This is a genomic window from Burkholderia sp. AU33803, from assembly GCF_002223095.1.
Lineage (GTDB): Bacteria > Pseudomonadota > Gammaproteobacteria > Burkholderiales > Burkholderiaceae > Burkholderia.
Genome location: NZ_NKFJ01000003.1, coordinates 11,959 through 28,024, shown reverse-complemented (window position 1 = coordinate 28,024; position 16,066 = coordinate 11,959). Strand labels below are relative to the sequence as shown.

15 protein-coding genes are annotated in these 16,066 nt (G+C 61.3%); all 15 read right to left on the bottom strand.

Annotated elements, in window-relative coordinates; all coding sequences use genetic code 11:
* Positions 1-6: 6 nt before the first annotated feature.
* The 15 genes from rplP to rpoC all read right to left on the bottom strand — a co-directional run bounded on the left by rplP (position 7) and on the right by rpoC (position 16,050).
* Positions 7-423, bottom strand: coding sequence for a 50S ribosomal protein L16 (gene rplP / locus CFB41_RS01480; protein ID WP_006482873.1), 417 nt, complete (start codon positions 421-423; stop codon positions 7-9).
* A 2-nt stretch (positions 424-425) separates the two neighbouring features.
* A complete protein-coding gene (gene rpsC / locus CFB41_RS01475) occupies positions 426-1,226 on the bottom strand; it encodes a 30S ribosomal protein S3 (protein ID WP_006482899.1) in 801 nt (266 codons plus the stop codon).
* 11 nt (positions 1,227-1,237) lie between these two features.
* Complete coding sequence (gene rplV / locus CFB41_RS01470) at positions 1,238-1,567, bottom strand: 50S ribosomal protein L22 (protein WP_004199272.1); 330 nt, start codon at positions 1,565-1,567, stop codon at positions 1,238-1,240.
* Positions 1,568-1,579: 12 nt separating this feature from the next.
* Entirely contained in the window at positions 1,580-1,855 is a 276-nt protein-coding gene (gene rpsS / locus CFB41_RS01465) for a 30S ribosomal protein S19 (RefSeq protein ID WP_004199273.1), read from the bottom strand.
* 10 nt (positions 1,856-1,865) lie between these two features.
* On the bottom strand, positions 1,866-2,693 hold the full coding sequence (gene rplB, locus CFB41_RS01460; protein WP_006482900.1) for a 50S ribosomal protein L2: 828 nt from the start codon (positions 2,691-2,693) through the stop codon (positions 1,866-1,868).
* Positions 2,694-2,695: 2 nt separating this feature from the next.
* On the bottom strand, positions 2,696-3,010 hold the full coding sequence (gene rplW, locus CFB41_RS01455; RefSeq protein ID WP_004199275.1) for a 50S ribosomal protein L23: 315 nt from the start codon (positions 3,008-3,010) through the stop codon (positions 2,696-2,698).
* Positions 3,007-3,627 (bottom strand): 50S ribosomal protein L4, encoded by a 621-nt coding sequence (gene rplD, locus CFB41_RS01450; protein ID WP_011350675.1) that lies wholly within the window; start codon positions 3,625-3,627, stop codon positions 3,007-3,009. Before rplD ends, rplW begins: the two co-directional genes overlap by 4 nt.
* Positions 3,627-4,277, bottom strand: a complete 651-nt coding sequence (rplC, locus tag CFB41_RS01445) for a 50S ribosomal protein L3 (protein WP_006482922.1) — start codon at positions 4,275-4,277, stop codon at positions 3,627-3,629. The genes rplD and rplC overlap by 1 nt, the downstream gene beginning before the upstream one ends.
* A 177-nt stretch (positions 4,278-4,454) precedes the next feature.
* A complete protein-coding gene (rpsJ, locus tag CFB41_RS01440) occupies positions 4,455-4,766 on the bottom strand; it encodes a 30S ribosomal protein S10 (protein ID WP_004199280.1) in 312 nt (103 codons plus the stop codon).
* A 286-nt stretch (positions 4,767-5,052) separates the two neighbouring features.
* Positions 5,053-6,243, bottom strand: coding sequence for an elongation factor Tu (tuf, locus tag CFB41_RS01435; protein WP_011350666.1), 1,191 nt, complete (start codon positions 6,241-6,243; stop codon positions 5,053-5,055).
* A gap of 39 nt (positions 6,244-6,282) precedes the next feature.
* Positions 6,283-8,385, bottom strand: a complete 2,103-nt coding sequence (gene fusA / locus CFB41_RS01430) for an elongation factor G (protein ID WP_006482929.1) — start codon at positions 8,383-8,385, stop codon at positions 6,283-6,285.
* A 123-nt stretch (positions 8,386-8,508) separates the two neighbouring features.
* Positions 8,509-8,979, bottom strand: a complete 471-nt coding sequence (gene rpsG, locus CFB41_RS01425; RefSeq protein WP_006477195.1) for a 30S ribosomal protein S7 — start codon at positions 8,977-8,979, stop codon at positions 8,509-8,511.
* Between the two features lie 172 nt (positions 8,980-9,151).
* Positions 9,152-9,532, bottom strand: coding sequence for a 30S ribosomal protein S12 (rpsL, locus tag CFB41_RS01420; RefSeq protein ID WP_006400662.1), 381 nt, complete (start codon positions 9,530-9,532; stop codon positions 9,152-9,154).
* 227 nt (positions 9,533-9,759) lie between these two features.
* Positions 9,760-11,607, bottom strand: a complete 1,848-nt coding sequence (recQ, locus tag CFB41_RS01410; protein ID WP_089424299.1) for a DNA helicase RecQ — start codon at positions 11,605-11,607, stop codon at positions 9,760-9,762.
* A 198-nt stretch (positions 11,608-11,805) separates the two neighbouring features.
* Positions 11,806-16,050: a DNA-directed RNA polymerase subunit beta' gene (gene rpoC / locus CFB41_RS01405; protein WP_089439037.1), complete on the bottom strand. Its 4,245-nt coding sequence runs from the start codon at positions 16,048-16,050 to the stop codon at positions 11,806-11,808.
* Positions 16,051-16,066: the final 16 nt, after the last annotated feature.

Below are 16,066 nucleotides of genomic sequence, written 5' to 3'. Positions count from 1 at the left end.
TTCTCCTTAGGCGCCGAGCTGGCGCACGATGAACGCCGTCTTCAGCGGCAGCTTGGCTGCAGCCAGACGGAACGCTTCGCGTGCCAGTTCTTCGGTTACGCCGTCCATTTCATAGAGCATCTTGCCCGGCTGAATCTCGGCGACGTAGTACTCCGGGTTACCCTTACCGTTACCCATACGCACTTCGGCCGGCTTCTGCGAAATCGGCTTGTCCGGGAAGATCCGGATCCAGATGCGGCCGCCACGCTTGATGTGACGCGTCATTGCACGACGCGCCGCTTCAATCTGGCGTGCGGTCAGACGACCGCGACCGATAGCCTTCAGGCCGAATTCACCGAACGACACTGCGTTGCCGCGCGTCGCCTTGCCGGTGTTACGACCCTTCTGCTCTTTACGATACTTTCTGCGTTTCGGTTGCAGCATCGTTATTCTCCAGTCTTGCCGTCTTCGGGCTTGCCGGCGCCGCGGCGCGGTGCGCCACGACGAGCACCCGGAGCGCCGCCTTCGCCGTCACGGCGCGGACGACGGTCGCCCGGACGCGCATTGCGACGCGGACGCTTGTCTTCGGCTACTTCTTCCACCACCGGTGCGTCGTTGCGGCCGAGCGTATCGCCCTTGTAAACCCACACCTTGACGCCGATGATCCCGTAGGTCGTCTTCGCTTCCGAGGTCGCGTAGTCGATATCAGCACGCAGCGTGTGAAGGGGCACGCGACCTTCGCGATACCACTCCGTACGAGCGATTTCGATACCGTTCAAACGGCCCGCGCTCATGATCTTGATGCCTTGGGCACCCAGACGCATCGCGTTCTGCATCGCACGCTTCATCGCGCGACGGAACATGATCCGGCGCTCGAGCTGTTGCGTGATCGAGTCAGCGATCAGCTGAGCATCGGTTTCCGGCTTGCGGATTTCTTCGATGTTGACGTGAACCGGAACGCCCATGCGGCGTTGCAGTTCCGTCTTCAGCTGCTCGATATCCTCGCCCTTCTTGCCGATGACCACACCCGGACGCGAGCTGTAAATCGTGATGCGCGCGTTCTTCGCCGGACGCTCGATGACGACCCGACCGACCGAAGCGTTCTTCAGCTTCTTCTTCAGGTATTCACGAACACCGATGTCTTCCTGCAGCATCGCCGCGAAATTGTTGTTGTTCGCGTACCAACGCGAAGCCCAATTGCGGCTGACAGCCAGGCGGAAGCCAGTCGGATGAATTTTCTGTCCCATCGTATGGCTCCTTAATTCCCGACCGTCACAGTGATGTGACAGGATTGCTTCTCGATGCGGTTACCGCGGCCCTTGGCGCGCGCGGTGAAACGCTTGAGCGATGCAGCCTTGTCGACGTAGATGCTCTTGATCTTGAGCTCGTCGATATCAGCGCCTTCGTTGTGCTCCGCATTCGCGATTGCCGACAGCACAACCTTCTTCACGATGCCAGCCGCCTTCTTCGGCGAGAACGTCAGAACGTTCAGCGCCTTGTCGACCGGCAAACCGCGGATCTGGTCAGCCACAAGGCGCGTTTTCTGCGCCGAGATGCGGGCACCGCGATGAATTGCTTTCACTTCCATCTTGATTGCCCCTTATTTCTTGGCCTTCTTGTCGGCTGCGTGACCCTTGAACGTACGGGTCAGTGCGAACTCGCCAAGCTTGTGGCCGACCATGTTTTCCGAGATGTACACCGGAACGTGTTGACGGCCGTTGTGAACAGCGATCGTCAGGCCGATGAAATCCGGCAGAATCGTCGAACGACGCGACCAGGTCTTGATCGGCTTTTTGTCGCGCGAAGCTGCAGCCGCCTCAACTTTCTTCAGCAAATGGGCGTCGCAGAACGGACCTTTTTTAACAGAACGTGCCATTGCCTACTCCTTAACGCTTGTGACGGCGCTGGACGATCATCGTCGTCGTGCGCTTGTTGCTACGGGTGCGATAACCCTTAGCCGGCGTACCCCACGGGCTAACCGGATCGCGACCTGCAGCCGTCTTGCCCTCACCACCACCGTGCGGGTGATCAACCGGGTTCATCGCAACGCCACGCACCGTCGGGCGGATACCGCGCCAGCGGTTCGCGCCAGCCTTGCCGATCTGGCGCAGGCTATGCTCTTCGTTGCCGACTTCACCGATCGTTGCACGGCACTCGATGTGCACGCGGCGGATTTCGCCCGAACGCAGACGAACCTGCGCGTAGACGCCTTCACGGGCGAGCAGCATGGCCGACGTACCAGCCGAACGCGCCATTTGCGCGCCCTTGCCCGGCAGCATCTCGATGCAGTGGATCGTCGTACCGACCGGAATGTTGCGGATCGGCAGCGTGTTGCCTGCACGGATCGGCGCTTCCGAACCCGACATCAGCTGTTGGCCGACGGTCAGGCCCTTCGGGGCGATGATGTAGCGACGTTCGCCGTCTGCGTAGAGCACCAGCGCGATGTTCGCGCTACGGTTCGGGTCGTACTCGAGACGCTCGACCTTTGCCGGAATGCCATCCTTCGTGCGACGGAAATCGACGATACGGTAGTGCTGCTTGTGACCACCACCCTTGTGACGCGTGGTGATACGACCGTTGTTGTTACGGCCGGCGGTCGAGCTCTGCGAGTCGAGCAGTGCCGCGAACGGCTTGCCCTGGTGCAGGTTCTTGTTGACCACCTTGACCATCGCGCGGCGACCCGGCGATGTCGGCTTAACTTTAACGATTGCCATGATTACTTGGCCTCCGCTTCAAAGTTGATTTCCTGGCCGGGCTTCAGGCAAACGTACGCCTTCTTCACGTCCTTGCGACGGCCCATCGAACGGCCGAAGCGCTTTTGCTTGCCCTTCTGAACCAGCACGTTGACCGAATCAACTTCAACCTTGAACAGCAGCTCGACAGCCGCCTTCACTTCCTGCTTCGTGGCATCCGGTGCGACTTCGAACACGACTTGCTCGTTCTTGTCGGCAACCAGCGTCGCCTTTTCCGAGATCACCGGCGCGAGCAGGACCTGCATCAAACGATGATCGTTCTTGCGAATCTCGCTCATGACAGCAACTCCTCGATCTGGGCGACCGCAGCCTTCGTGACCAGCACTTTCTTGAAGTAGATCAGCGACAGCGGGTCAGCGTAGCGCGGCTCGACAATCGCCACGTGCGGCAGGTTGCGCGAAGCCAGGTACAGGTTCTCGTCGACCGTATCCGTAATGATCAGCACGGAGTCGAGACCCATGGTCTTGAATTTTTCGGCCAGCAGCTTGGTCTTCGGCGCTTCGAGGATGATGTCCTCGACGACCGACAGACGGCCTTCACGGGCCAGCTGCGAGAAGATCGAGCAGAGACCTGCGCGATGCATCTTCTTGTTGACCTTGTGCGAGAAGTTTTCTTCCGGCGAATTCGGGAAGATACGACCACCGCCACGCCACAACGGGCTCGACGACATACCGGCACGAGCGCGGCCCGTACCCTTCTGGCGCCACGGCTTCTTCGTCGTGTGCTTGACTTGCTCACGGTCCTTCTGTGCGCGGTTACCCTGGCGAGCATTCGCCTGGTAAGCGACGACGACCTGGTGGATCAGCGCTTCGTTGTAGTCACGACCGAACACGACGTCCGATGCGTTGACCACTGCACCTTCCTGACCATTTTCGTTCAGGAGCTTGAGTTCCATTATTTCGCCCCCTTGGTCTTGACGGCCGGCGTCACGAAGACCTTGCCGCCCTTCGCGCCCGGAATCGCACCCTTCACGAGCAGCAGCTTGCGCTCTGCGTCGATACGGGCGATTTCGAGGTTCTGCACCGTCACCGTCACGTCACCCATGTGACCCGTCATGCGTTTGCCCGGGAAAACACGACCCGGATCCTGCGCCATACCGATCGAGCCCGGCACGTTGTGCGAGCGCGAGTTACCGTGCGTGGCACGGCCGGAGGAGAAGTTGTAACGCTTGATCGTACCGGCGTAGCCCTTACCGATCGACACGCCTTGCACGTCGACCTTCTGGCCCACTTCGAAAAGATCGGCACCGACCACGGCGCCATTCGACAGCTCAGCTGCCTTGGCCGCGTCAATGCGGAATTCCTTGAGGATTTCACCGGCTTCGACACCGGCTTTGGCGAGATGACCTGCCAGCGGCTTCGTCACGCGCGAGGCACGACGGGAGCCGAATGCAACCTGCACGGCCGTGTAGCCGTCGGTTTCAACAGTCTTGATCTGCGTCACGCGGTTGTCCGACACGTCCAGCACGGTGACGGGAATCGAATCCCCTTCCGCCGTGAAGATACGGGTCATGCCAACCTTGCGACCTACGAGTCCAAGGCTCATCATTTTCTCCATTCCCGACTGCGATTGGTCGGGGCTGATTTACAAAATGCCGGGCACGCAAGGCCCAACTTTTTTACGCGAATACGCGAAAAGCCAAGCATTATAGCCCGCCTTCGCGTTTTCCGCAAGCAATCAAAGACTTAGCGCCGCCCGGCAAGCCGATCGGCGCTGGAAGCCTTACTGCAGCTTGATTTCCACGTCGACGCCAGCCGGCAGGTCGAGCTTCATCAGCGCGTCAACCGTCTTGTCGGTCGGATCGACGATGTCCATCAGGCGCTGGTGGGTACGGATTTCGAGCTGATCGCGCGACGTCTTGTTGACGTGCGGCGAACGCAGGATGTCAAAACGCTGAATGCGCGTCGGCAGCGGCACCGGGCCACGGACGATTGCGCCAGTCCGCTTCGCGGTATCGACGATCTCGGCAGCCGATTGATCGATCAGACGATAGTCGAATGCCTTCAGGCGAATGCGGATTTTCTGTTGCTGCATGACGATTCCTTGGAAAGAGCGAGGCGATGTTGCATCGCCGGACACTAAAAGAACGTGAAACTTGACGCCTGCGGGGAGCGAGACATCAGGTTCCGGACGGTACTTCCACTGCTAAGCCCGCGATTCTACACGAAATTCTGGAGCGATGGTGCGAGTTTCTCGCGCCGCGCTTTCGCGTGACGGAAAAACAAAACCGGGTGCCAGCGCAAGCTGGACACCCGGTTTCGACGGTACGGACTGCATACCGCGGAATCGCGGATCCCGTGGGATCCGCGGATCGTCGATATTACTCGATGATCTTGGCGACGACGCCGGCGCCGACCGTACGGCCGCCTTCGCGGATTGCGAAGCGCAGACCTTCTTCCATCGCGATCGGAGCGATCAGCTTCACCGTGATCGACACGTTGTCGCCCGGCATCACCATTTCCTTGTCCTTCGGCAGCTCGATCGAGCCCGTCACGTCCGTCGTACGGAAGTAGAACTGCGGACGGTAGTTGTTGAAGAACGGCGTGTGACGGCCGCCTTCGTCCTTGCTCAGCACGTACACTTCAGCCGTGAAGTGCGTGTGCGGCGTGATCGAACCCGGCTTCGCCAGAACCTGGCCACGCTCCACGTCTTCACGCTTCGTGCCGCGCAGCAGGATACCAACGTTGTCGCCTGCCTGACCTTGGTCCAGCAGCTTGCGGAACATTTCAACGCCCGTGCAGGTCGTCTTCACCGTCGGCTTGATACCGACGATTTCGATTTCTTCGCCGACCTTCACGATGCCGCGCTCAACGCGACCCGTCACGACCGTGCCACGACCCGAGATCGAGAACACGTCTTCCACCGGCATCAGGAACGCGCCGTCAACTGCACGCTCCGGCGTCGGGATGTACGTGTCCAGCGCGTCGGCCAGGCTCATGATCGCCACTTCGCCCAGCTCGCCCGTGTCGCCTTCCAGCGCCAGCTTGGCCGAACCCTTCACGATCGGCGTGTCGTCGCCCGGGAAGTCGTACTTCGACAGGAGTTCGCGAACTTCCATCTCGACCAGCTCGAGCAGTTCAGCGTCGTCCACCATGTCGCACTTGTTCAGGAACACGATGATGTACGGAACGCCAACCTGACGTGCCAGCAGGATGTGCTCACGCGTCTGCGGCATCGGGCCGTCTGCTGCCGAGCAAACCAGGATCGCGCCGTCCATCTGCGCTGCGCCCGTGATCATGTTCTTCACATAGTCAGCGTGGCCCGGGCAGTCGACGTGTGCGTAGTGGCGGTTAGCCGTTTCGTACTCGACGTGTGCCGTGTTGATCGTGATGCCGCGCGCCTTTTCTTCCGGTGCCGCGTCGATCTGGTCGTATGCCTTCGCTTCGCCGCCGAACTTCTTCGTCAGAACCGTCGTGATCGCTGCCGTCAGCGTCGTCTTGCCGTGGTCAACGTGACCAATCGTACCAACGTTCACGTGCGGCTTGGTCCGCTCGAATTTACCTTTTGCCATGATTCTCTTCTTTCAAAAATTATCGATTGAGATAACGAATTACTTCGACTTCGCGCTGATGATCGCTTCTGCAACGTTGCGCGGAGCTTCAGCGTAGTGCTTGAACTCCATCGTGTACGTTGCACGACCTTGCGTCAGCGAACGCAGCGACGTCGAGTAACCGAACATTTCCGACAGCGGTACTTCGGCGCGCACGATCTTGCCGCCGCCAACCATGTCTTCCATGCCCTGGACGATACCGCGACGGCCCGACAGGTCGCCCATCACGTTGCCCATGTAGTCTTCCGGCGTCTCGACTTCGACAGCCATCATCGGCTCGAGGACGACCGGGTTCGCCTTGCGCATCGCTTCCTTGAACGCCATCGAACCGGCCATGCGGAACGCGTTTTCGTTCGAGTCAACGTCGTGGTACGAACCGAACGTCAGGTGAACCTTCACGTCGACGACCGGGAAGCCAGCCAGCACGCCCGACTTCAGCGTGTCCTGGATACCCTTGTCGACCGCCGGGATGTATTCACGCGGAATCACACCACCCTTGATCTCGTCGAAGAACTCGTAGCCCTTGCCTTGTTCATTCGGCTCGAGCGTGATGACTGCGTGACCGTACTGGCCGCGACCACCCGACTGCTTGACGAACTTGCCGTCGACGTCCTTCGCCGTCGAACGGATCGTTTCGCGGTAGGCAACCTGCGGCTTGCCGACGGTTGCTTCCACGCCGAATTCACGCTTCATCCGGTCGACCAGAATTTCGAGGTGGAGTTCGCCCATGCCCGAAATGATGGTCTGGCCCGACTCTTCGTCGGTCTGCACGCGGAACGACGGGTCTTCCTGAGCCAGACGGTTCAGTGCGAGGCCCATCTTTTCCTGGTCAGCCTTGGTCTTCGGCTCGACAGCCTGCGAAATCACCGGCTCCGGGAACACCATGCGTTCGAGAACGATCGGGTTCGCCGGGTCGCACAGCGTGTCGCCCGTGGTCGCTTCCTTCAGGCCGACCGCTGCGGCGATGTCGCCTGCGCGGACTTCCTTGATTTCTTCACGCTGGTTCGCGTGCATCTGCAGAATACGGCCGAGGCGTTCCTTCTTGCCCTTGGTCGAGTTCAGCAGCGTGTCGCCCGAGTTGACGACGCCCGAATACACACGGAAGAAGATCAGCTGGCCGACGAACGGGTCGGTCATGATCTTGAACGCGAGCGACGAGAACTTCTCTTCGTCCGACGCCTTGCGCTCTGCTTCTTCACCGTTTTCGAGCTCGCCCTTGACCGGCGGGATGTCGACCGGCGACGGCAGGAAGTCGATCACGGCGTCGAGCATACGCTGCACGCCCTTGTTCTTGAACGCGGTACCGCACAGCATCGGCTGGATTTCGCACGCGATCGTACGATCACGCAGCGCCTTGACGATGTCGGCTTCCGGCAGGTCGCCTTCTTCCAGGTACTTGTTCATCAGGTCTTCGCTGGCTTCAGCAGCCACTTCGACCATCTTTTCGCGCCATTCCTTGCAGGTCTCTGCGAGCTCGGCCGGGATGTCGACGTAGTCGAACTTCGTGCCTTGCGACGCTTCGTCCCAAATGATCGCCTTCATCTTGATCAGGTCGACGACGCCCTTGAAGTTCTCTTCCGCGCCGATCGGCACCACGACCGGAACCGGGTTCGCCTTCAGGCGCAGACGGAGCTGGTCGTAGACCTTGAAGAAGTTCGCGCCGGTACGGTCCATCTTGTTGACGAACGCGAGACGCGGCACCTTGTACTTGTTAGCCTGGCGCCACACCGTTTCCGACTGCGGCTGCACGCCGCCCACTGCGCAGTACACCATGCACGCGCCGTCGAGCACGCGCATCGAGCGCTCAACTTCAATCGTGAAGTCGACGTGGCCCGGCGTGTCGATGATGTTGATGCGGTGTTCCGGATAGTTGCCGCCCATGCCCTTCCAGAAGGCGGTGGTAGCAGCGGACGTGATCGTGATGCCACGCTCCTGTTCCTGCTCCATCCAGTCCATCGTGGCTGCGCCGTCGTGGACTTCACCGATCTTGTGGTTCACACCGGTGTAAAACAGAATGCGCTCGGTCGTCGTCGTTTTGCCGGCGTCGATGTGAGCGCTAATACCGATATTGCGGTAGCGCTCGATAGGAGTCTTGCGAGCCACTTTGATCCTCTACTGGGATGACACGATGCAGCCCTGCTGCATCATGCTTCAACACAAACGGGCGAGGCGCCTGAAAAGCGCACCCGCCCGGAATTTATTTCCGCTAAAAGCCCAGCCAGGCGCTTAGAAACGGAAATGCGAGAACGCGCGGTTGGCTTCTGCCATGCGGTGAACTTCGTCGCGCTTCTTCATCGCGCCGCCACGGCCTTCGGCCGCTTCGGAGAGTTCACCTGCCAGGCGCAGGGCCATCGACTTCTCGCTACGCTTCTTCGCAGCCTCACGCAGCCAGCGCATCGCCAATGCCATACGACGCGACGGGCGCACTTCGACCGGAACTTGATAGTTGGCACCACCAACGCGACGGCTCTTCACTTCGACCACCGGCTTGACGTTGTTGAGCGCAACCGTGAACACTTCCAGCGGGTCCTTGCCACCCTTGGTCTGGATTTGTTCGAATGCGCCATAAACGATGCGCTCTGCGACCGACTTCTTGCCGGACAGCATCAGCATGTTCATGAACTTGGCTACATCAACGTTACCGAACTTCGGATCCGGCAACACTTCCCGCTTGGGGACTTCGCGACGACGCGGCATGATTCTTCCTTTACTTGTTCAGTTGGAGCTGGTTCCAGCTCCGCGGCCACCAACAAACCCGATCACATCTTCACGACTAACCAGCTTGGCCGGGTGACCACTTACTCGACAGCACCGGCAATCCGGCACTCCCGCCTTGACCGCCCTGCGGCGATCCCTGATCAAAAACTGCTTACTTGGCAGCCTTTGCACGCTTCGCGCCGTACTTCGAGCGCGCTTGCTTACGGTCCTTGACGCCCTGGGTATCCAGCGAGCCGCGAACCATGTGGTAACGCACACCCGGCAAGTCCTTCACACGGCCGCCGCGGATCAGCACAACCGAGTGTTCCTGCAGGTTGTGGCCTTCACCACCGATGTACGAAATCACTTCGAAGCCGTTCGTCAGACGAACCTTGGCGACCTTACGGAGTGCCGAGTTCGGCTTCTTCGGCGTCGTCGTGTACACACGGGTGCACACGCCGCGACGCTGGGGGCAGTCCTGCAGGGCCGGGCTCTTGCTCTTCGTCGTTTCCGACTGACGGCCTTTGCGAACCAGTTGGTTGATGGTTGGCATTGTTTATTCCTGAAATTGAACAAAATCTGCGCATCGATTTCGGGCAAAGCGAGAATCGGCGCACAGTTGACTTCCGAACCGGCGAAACGGGTGCGAACCTTGGAACGCGACTCGGCCCACCGAATACCGGAACCCAGCATGATATTCCGGAAATACCAACTAAGTCAACGGCTTGCGTGATTCGCCAGCCGAACGCGTGGTTTACCGGAGGGGTCGGAACACCTGTGTCAGGCTGACTCGACGACGTCGATGATCTCGTCGCCGAAGCGTTCGAGCTTGCGCACGCCCATGCCGGGGATATGGCGCAGGTCGTCGATCGTCTCCGGCGCGTTGCGTGCGATCTCGGCGAGCGTTGCGTCGTGGAAGATCACGTAGGCCGGCACGCCGTCCGTTTTCGCCGTTTCCGCACGCCACGCGCGCAGCGCATCCCACCGTGCGCGCTCACGCGTGCCCATGCCGGCCGTCGGATCGACGCGCGTACCGCTGCGGCTCGACGACTGGCGCGTGCGCTGCGGCTTCACGTAGCGGCGCAGCGTGACCTTCTCCTCGTTCTTCAGCACAGGCTTCGCGGCCTCGGTCAGCACGAGCGCGCCGAAGCCACCATGATCGACGGCCAGGTAGCCGTACGCGACGAGCTGCCGGAAAATCGCCCGCCATTCGGGCTCCGACAGCGACGCGCCGATTCCGAACGTCGTGAGCTGGTCGTGGCCGCGCTGCAACACCTTCTCGGTGCGCCCGCCGCGCAGGATCTCGATCAGGTGGCTCGAGCCGAAATTGAAGCCGCTTGCACGCTGCGCGCGGAATACGCACGACAGCGCCATCTGCGCCTCACGCGTGGCGTCCCACGACGCCGGCGGCTCGAGGCACGTATCGCAGTTGCCACACGGCTTGCTCTCCTCGCCGAAGTAGTTCAGCAGCCGCACGCGTCGGCACGAGATCGTCTCGCACAGCCCGAGCAGCGCGTCGAGCTTCGACGTCTGGACGCGCTTGTGCGCATCGTCCGCATCGGACTCGTCGATCATCTTGCGCTGCTGGACGACGTCGCCGAGGCCGTACGCCATCCACGCATTCGCAGGCATCCCGTCGCGGCCGGCGCGGCCCGTTTCCTGGTAGTAGCCTTCGACGCTCTTCGGCAGATCCAGGTGCGCAACGAAGCGCACGTCCGGCTTGTCGATGCCCATGCCGAACGCGATCGTCGCGCACATCACGATGCCTTCCTCGCGCTGGAACATTTCCTGGTGCTTCTGCCGCACCTCGAACTCCATCCCTGCGTGATACGGCAACGCACGCACGCCCTGCGCCTTCAGCCATTCGGCCGTTTCCTCGACCTTGCGGCGTGACAGGCAATAGACGACACCCGCATCCGTCGTACCGTCCGCATTCGTGTGTTCGGCTCGGATGAAATCGAGCAGTTGCGAACGTGCGTTGTCCTTTTCGACGATCCGGTAGCGGATGTTCGGGCGATCGAAGCTCGACACGAACACGCGTGCATCGTCGAGCGCGAGACGGTGGATGATCTCGTCGCGCGTGATCGCATCGGCCGTGGCGGTCAGCGCGATGCGCGGCACCGACGGAAACCGCTCGTGCAGCACCGACAGTTGAATGTATTCCGGGCGGAAATCGTGCCCCCATTGCGACACGCAGTGCGCTTCGTCGATCGCGAACAGGCCGATCTTCGCGCGCTCGAGCAGATCGAGGAAGCGCCCCGTCATCAGCCGTTCCGGCGCGACGTACAGCAGGTCGATTTCGCCCTCGCGCAGCGCGCGCTCGGTCGCCGCGGCCTCGGCGCCCGACAGCGTCGAATTCAGGTACGCGGCGCGCACACCCACTTCGCTCAGTGCGGCGACCTGGTCCTGCATCAGCGCGATCAATGGCGACACGACGATGCCGGCGCCCTGCCCGGCCTCGCGACGCAGCAGCGCGGGAATCTGATAGCACAGCGACTTGCCGCCGCCGGTCGGCATCAGCACGAGGCAATCGCCGCCGCCGGCGACGTGTTCGACGATCTCGCCCTGCTGGCCGCGAAATGCGGGATAACCAAATACTTCGTCGAGGATTTCGAGGGCGCGGGACATGGATGAGGGCAGGGACGGCTAAGCGATGACCGCAATTTTAACAACCCGCTCGCGCGACGCGTCGCGAATCGTGCGGATTTGGCCGATTGGCCAGGATTCGTTCACTCGAATGAGCGACGGACGAAAAAAAACCGCCCGGCATAACCGGGCGGTCTCGGTGACAGCAAGGTAACGCAAGGCGGCTCGCGCCGCCCGCACTTACTCGGCTGCCGGATGTTGCTGCGGCTCTTCTGCCGGCGCGCTCGGCGTGCCGAAGTCGAATGCCTCTTCCGCTGCGATCTGGTCGAAACGCTCGCGATCCGACGATTCCTTCGCCTTGCGTGCCTTGTGGAACGCGAGACCCGTACCGGCCGGAATCAGACGGCCGACGATCACGTTTTCCTTCAGGCCACGCAGATCGTCGCGCTTGCCCATGATCGCCGCTTCGGTCAGCACGCGGGTCGTTTCCTGGAACGATGCCGCGGAGATGAACGAGTCGGTCGACAGCGATGCCTTCGTGATACCGAGCAGCACGTTGTCGTACGAAGCCGGACGCTTGTTCTCGGCGATCATGCGATCGTTCTCGTCCAGCATGTCGGAACGCTCGACCTGCTCGCCCGGGATGAAGCGCGTATCACCGTTGTCGGTGATCTGCACACGACGCAGCATCTGGCGAACGATCACCTCGATGTGCTTGTCGTTGATCTTCACGCCCTGCAGACGATACACGTCCTGCACTTCGTCGACGATGTAGCGCGACAGCGCCTCGATACCCTGCAGACGCAGGATGTCGTGCGGATCGGCCGGACCGTCCACGATCATTTCGCCCTTGTTGACCACCTGGGCATCGTGAACCAGAACCTGCTTTTCCTTCGCGATCAGGAACTCGTGCTGATTGCCCTCGAGGTCCGTGATGACGAGACGCTGCTTGCCCTTCGTGTCCTTACCGAACGACGTCGTACCGGTGACTTCCGCGAGAATGCCGGCATCCTTCGGCGAACGCGCTTCGAACAGTTCCGCCACCCGCGGCAGACCGCCGGTAATGTCACGCGTCTTCTGCGCTTCCGTCGGGATACGTGCGAGCACTTCACCGACCTGCACCTGCTGACCATCCTTCACGGTGATCAGTGCGCCGACCTGGAAGCCGATCTGCACTGCGTGCTCCGTGCCCGGAATCTTCACTTCTTCGCCGTTCGCGTCGAGCAGCTTGACCTGCGGACGCACGCTCTTCGAAGCTTGCGAGCCACGACGCTTCACGTCGATCACGACCAGCGTCGACAGGCCGGTCACGTCGTCGATCTGCTTCGCGACGGTCACGCCTTCCTCGACGTTCTCGAACTTCACCGTACCACCGTACTCGGTGATGATCGGACGCGTCAGCGGATCCCACGTGGCGAGCTGCGTGCCTGCCTTGATCGTCGCACCGTCGAGCTGCAGCAGCGTCGCGCCGTACGGCACTTTGTGACGCTCGCGCTCGCGACCGAAATCGTCGGTGATCATCGCTTCGCCCGAACGGGAAATGACGATCTGCTCGCCCTTCGCGTTCGTGACGTAGCGCATCGTCGCCGTGAAGCGCACGATACCGTTGCTCTTCGCTTCGACCGACGAAGCCACTGCCGCACGCGATGCCGCACCACCGATGTGGAACGTACGCATCGTCAGCTGCGTGCCCGGTTCACCGATCGACTGTGCCGCGATCACGCCGACTGCTTCGCCGACGTTCACGAGCGAGCCGCGGCCGAGGTCACGACCGTAGCAGGCTGCGCACAGGCCGTAACGCGTTTCGCAGGTCAGCGGCGTGCGCACGCGCACTTCGTCGATGCCGAGGCGTTCGATTTCCTCGACCGCCGTTTCGTCGAGCAGCGTGCCCGATTCGTACACCGTTTCCTGCGTTTCCGGGTTCACGACGTCCGCCACCGCAACGCGGCCGAGGATACGGTCGCGCAGCGCTTCGACGACTTCACCGCCTTCGACGAGTGCCTTCATCGCCACGCCGTTCGACGTGCCGCAATCGTCTTCCACCACGACCAGATCCTGCGTGACGTCGACGAGACGACGCGTCAGGTAACCCGAGTTCGCGGTCTTCAGTGCCGTATCAGCCAGACCCTTACGTGCACCGTGGGTCGAGATGAAGTACTGCAACACGTTCAGACCTTCGCGGAAGTTCGCGGTAATCGGCGTCTCGATAATCGAGCCGTCCGGCTTCGCCATCAGGCCTCGCATACCGGCCAGCTGACGAATCTGAACCGCCGAACCCCGGGCGCCCGAGTCGGCCATCATGTAGATCGAGTTGAACGATTCCTGGCGCGTTTCCTTGCCGTCGCGGTCCGTCACCGGCTCCGTCGACAGCTGCTCCATCATCGCCTTGCCGACCGCTTCCGACGTTGCCGACCAGATGTCGACCACGTTGTTGTAGCGTTCCTGCGCGGTGACGAGACCCGACATGTACTGGCGGTCGTACTCCTTCACCTTCTTCGCGGCGTCGCCGACGATCGTTTCCTTCTGCGGCGGCACGAGCATGTCGTCCACGCAGATCGAGATGCCGGCACGCGTCGCGAGACGGAAACCCGACTGCATCAGCTGATCGGCAAACACCACCGTCGCGCGCAGACCGCACTTGCGGAACGCCGTGTTGATCAGGCGCGAGATTTCCTTCTTCTTCAGCGGCTTGTTCAGCACCGAGAACGGCAGGCCGTGCGGCAGGATCTCCGACAGGATCGCGCGGCCGACGGTCGTCGCATACAGCGAGATCTTCGGCACGAACGGCGGTGCGCCTTCCGACGTGTCTTCGTTGTGGACCATTTCGGTGATCCGCACGTTGACACGCGATGCCAGCTCGACTTCCTTGTTCTCGTACGCGCGGATCACTTCCGACACGCCCGTGAACGACAGGCCTTCGCCCTTGGCGTTAACCGCTTCGCGGGTCGCGTAGTACAGACCCAGCACGATATCCTGCGACGGCACGATCGACGGATCGCCGTTGGCCGGGAACAGCACGTTGTTCGACGCCAGCATCAGCGTACGCGCTTCCATCTGCGCTTCGAGCGACAGCGGCACGTGAACGGCCATCTGGTCACCGTCGAAGTCGGCGTTGAACGCCGCGCAGACGAGCGGGTGCAGCTGAATTGCCTTGCCTTCGATCAGCACCGGCTCGAACGCCTGGATACCGAGACGGTGCAGCGTCGGCGCACGGTTCAGCATCACCGGGTGCTCGCGGATCACCTCTTCGAGGATGTCCCACACCACCGGCGTCTGGTTCTCGACTTCCTTCTTCGCAGCCTTGATGGTCGTCGCGACGCCCATCACTTCCAGCTTGTTGAAGATGAACGGCTTGAACAGCTCGAGCGCCATCAGCTTCGGCAGGCCGCACTGGTGCAGCTTCAGCGTCGGGCCGACCACGATGACCGAACGGCCCGAGTAGTCGACGCGCTTGCCCAGCAGGTTCTGACGGAAACGACCGCCCTTACCCTTGATCATGTCGGCGAGCGACTTCAGCGGACGCTTGTTCGCGCCCGTCATCGCCTTGCCGCGACGACCGTTGTCGAGCAGCGAGTCGACGGCTTCCTGCAGCATCCGCTTTTCGTTGCGGACGATGATTTCAGGTGCCTTCAGCTCGAGCAGACGCTTCAACCGGTTGTTACGGTTGATCACGCGGCGATACAGGTCGTTCAGGTCCGACGTCGCGAAACGGCCGCCGTCCAGCGGCACGAGCGGACGCAGTTCCGGCGGCAGCACCGGCAGCACTTCCAGGATCATCCACTCGGGCTTGATGCCCGAGCGCTGGAATGCCTCGAGGACCTTCAGGCGCTTCGCGTACTTCTTGATCTTCGCTTCCGAGCCGGTGTTCTTCAGCTCGGTGCGCAGCGTCTCGACCTGCTCGTCGATGTTGATCGCGCGCAGCAGTTCACGCACGCCTTCCGCGCCCATTTCGGCACGGAATTCGTCGCCGTATTCCTCGACCTTGTTGTAGTAATCCTCTTCGGTCATGATCTGCCGCGCTTTCAGCGGCGTCATGCCCGGTTCGATCACCACATACGCTTCGAAGTACAGCACGCGTTCGATGTCGCGCAGCGTCATGTCGAGCACCATGCCCAGACGCGACGGCAGCGACTTCAGGAACCAGATGTGAGCGACCGGCGAGGCCAGCTCGATGTGGCCCATCCGTTCGCGACGCACCTTCGCCAGCGTCACTTCGACGCCGCACTTCTCGCAGATCACGCCGCGGTGCTTCAGACGCTTGTACTTGCCGCACAGGCACTCGTAGTCCTTGATCGGCCCGAAGATCTTCGCGCAGAAGAGACCATCGCGTTCCGGCTTGAACGTACGGTAGTTGATGGTCTCCGGCTTCTTCACTTCGCCGAACGACCACGAACGGATCTTGTCCGGCGAGGCCAGACCGATCTTGATCGCGTCGAAAACTTCTTCCTGTTGGACTTGCTTGAATAGATCGAGCAGAGCTTTCATTGCTTTCTCTCCGTAG

Bases quoted from the DNA above. Each gene is read 5' to 3' on its own strand.
- rplP (WP_006482873.1), bottom strand. From the start codon at position 423: ATGCTGCAACCGAAACGCAGAAAGTATCGTAAAGAGCAGAAGGGTCGT.
- rpsC (WP_006482899.1), bottom strand. From the start codon at position 1,226: ATGGGACAGAAAATTCATCCGACTGGCTTCCGCCTGGCTGTCAGCCGC.
- rplV (WP_004199272.1), bottom strand. From the start codon at position 1,567: ATGGAAGTGAAAGCAATTCATCGCGGTGCCCGCATCTCGGCGCAGAAA.
- rpsS (WP_004199273.1), bottom strand. From the start codon at position 1,855: ATGGCACGTTCTGTTAAAAAAGGTCCGTTCTGCGACGCCCATTTGCTG.
- rplB (WP_006482900.1), bottom strand. From the start codon at position 2,693: ATGGCAATCGTTAAAGTTAAGCCGACATCGCCGGGTCGCCGCGCGATG.
- rplW (WP_004199275.1), bottom strand. From the start codon at position 3,010: ATGAGCGAGATTCGCAAGAACGATCATCGTTTGATGCAGGTCCTGCTC.
- rplD (WP_011350675.1), bottom strand. From the start codon at position 3,627: ATGGAACTCAAGCTCCTGAACGAAAATGGTCAGGAAGGTGCAGTGGTC.
- rplC (WP_006482922.1), bottom strand. From the start codon at position 4,277: ATGAGCCTTGGACTCGTAGGTCGCAAGGTTGGCATGACCCGTATCTTC.
- rpsJ (WP_004199280.1), bottom strand. From the start codon at position 4,766: ATGCAGCAACAGAAAATCCGCATTCGCCTGAAGGCATTCGACTATCGT.
- tuf (WP_011350666.1), bottom strand. From the start codon at position 6,243: ATGGCAAAAGGTAAATTCGAGCGGACCAAGCCGCACGTGAACGTTGGT.
- rpsG (WP_006477195.1), bottom strand. From the start codon at position 8,979: ATGCCGCGTCGTCGCGAAGTCCCCAAGCGGGAAGTGTTGCCGGATCCG.
- rpsL (WP_006400662.1), bottom strand. From the start codon at position 9,532: ATGCCAACCATCAACCAACTGGTTCGCAAAGGCCGTCAGTCGGAAACG.
- recQ (WP_089424299.1), bottom strand. From the start codon at position 11,607: ATGTCCCGCGCCCTCGAAATCCTCGACGAAGTATTTGGTTATCCCGCA.
- rpoC (WP_089439037.1), bottom strand. From the start codon at position 16,050: ATGAAAGCTCTGCTCGATCTATTCAAGCAAGTCCAACAGGAAGAAGTT.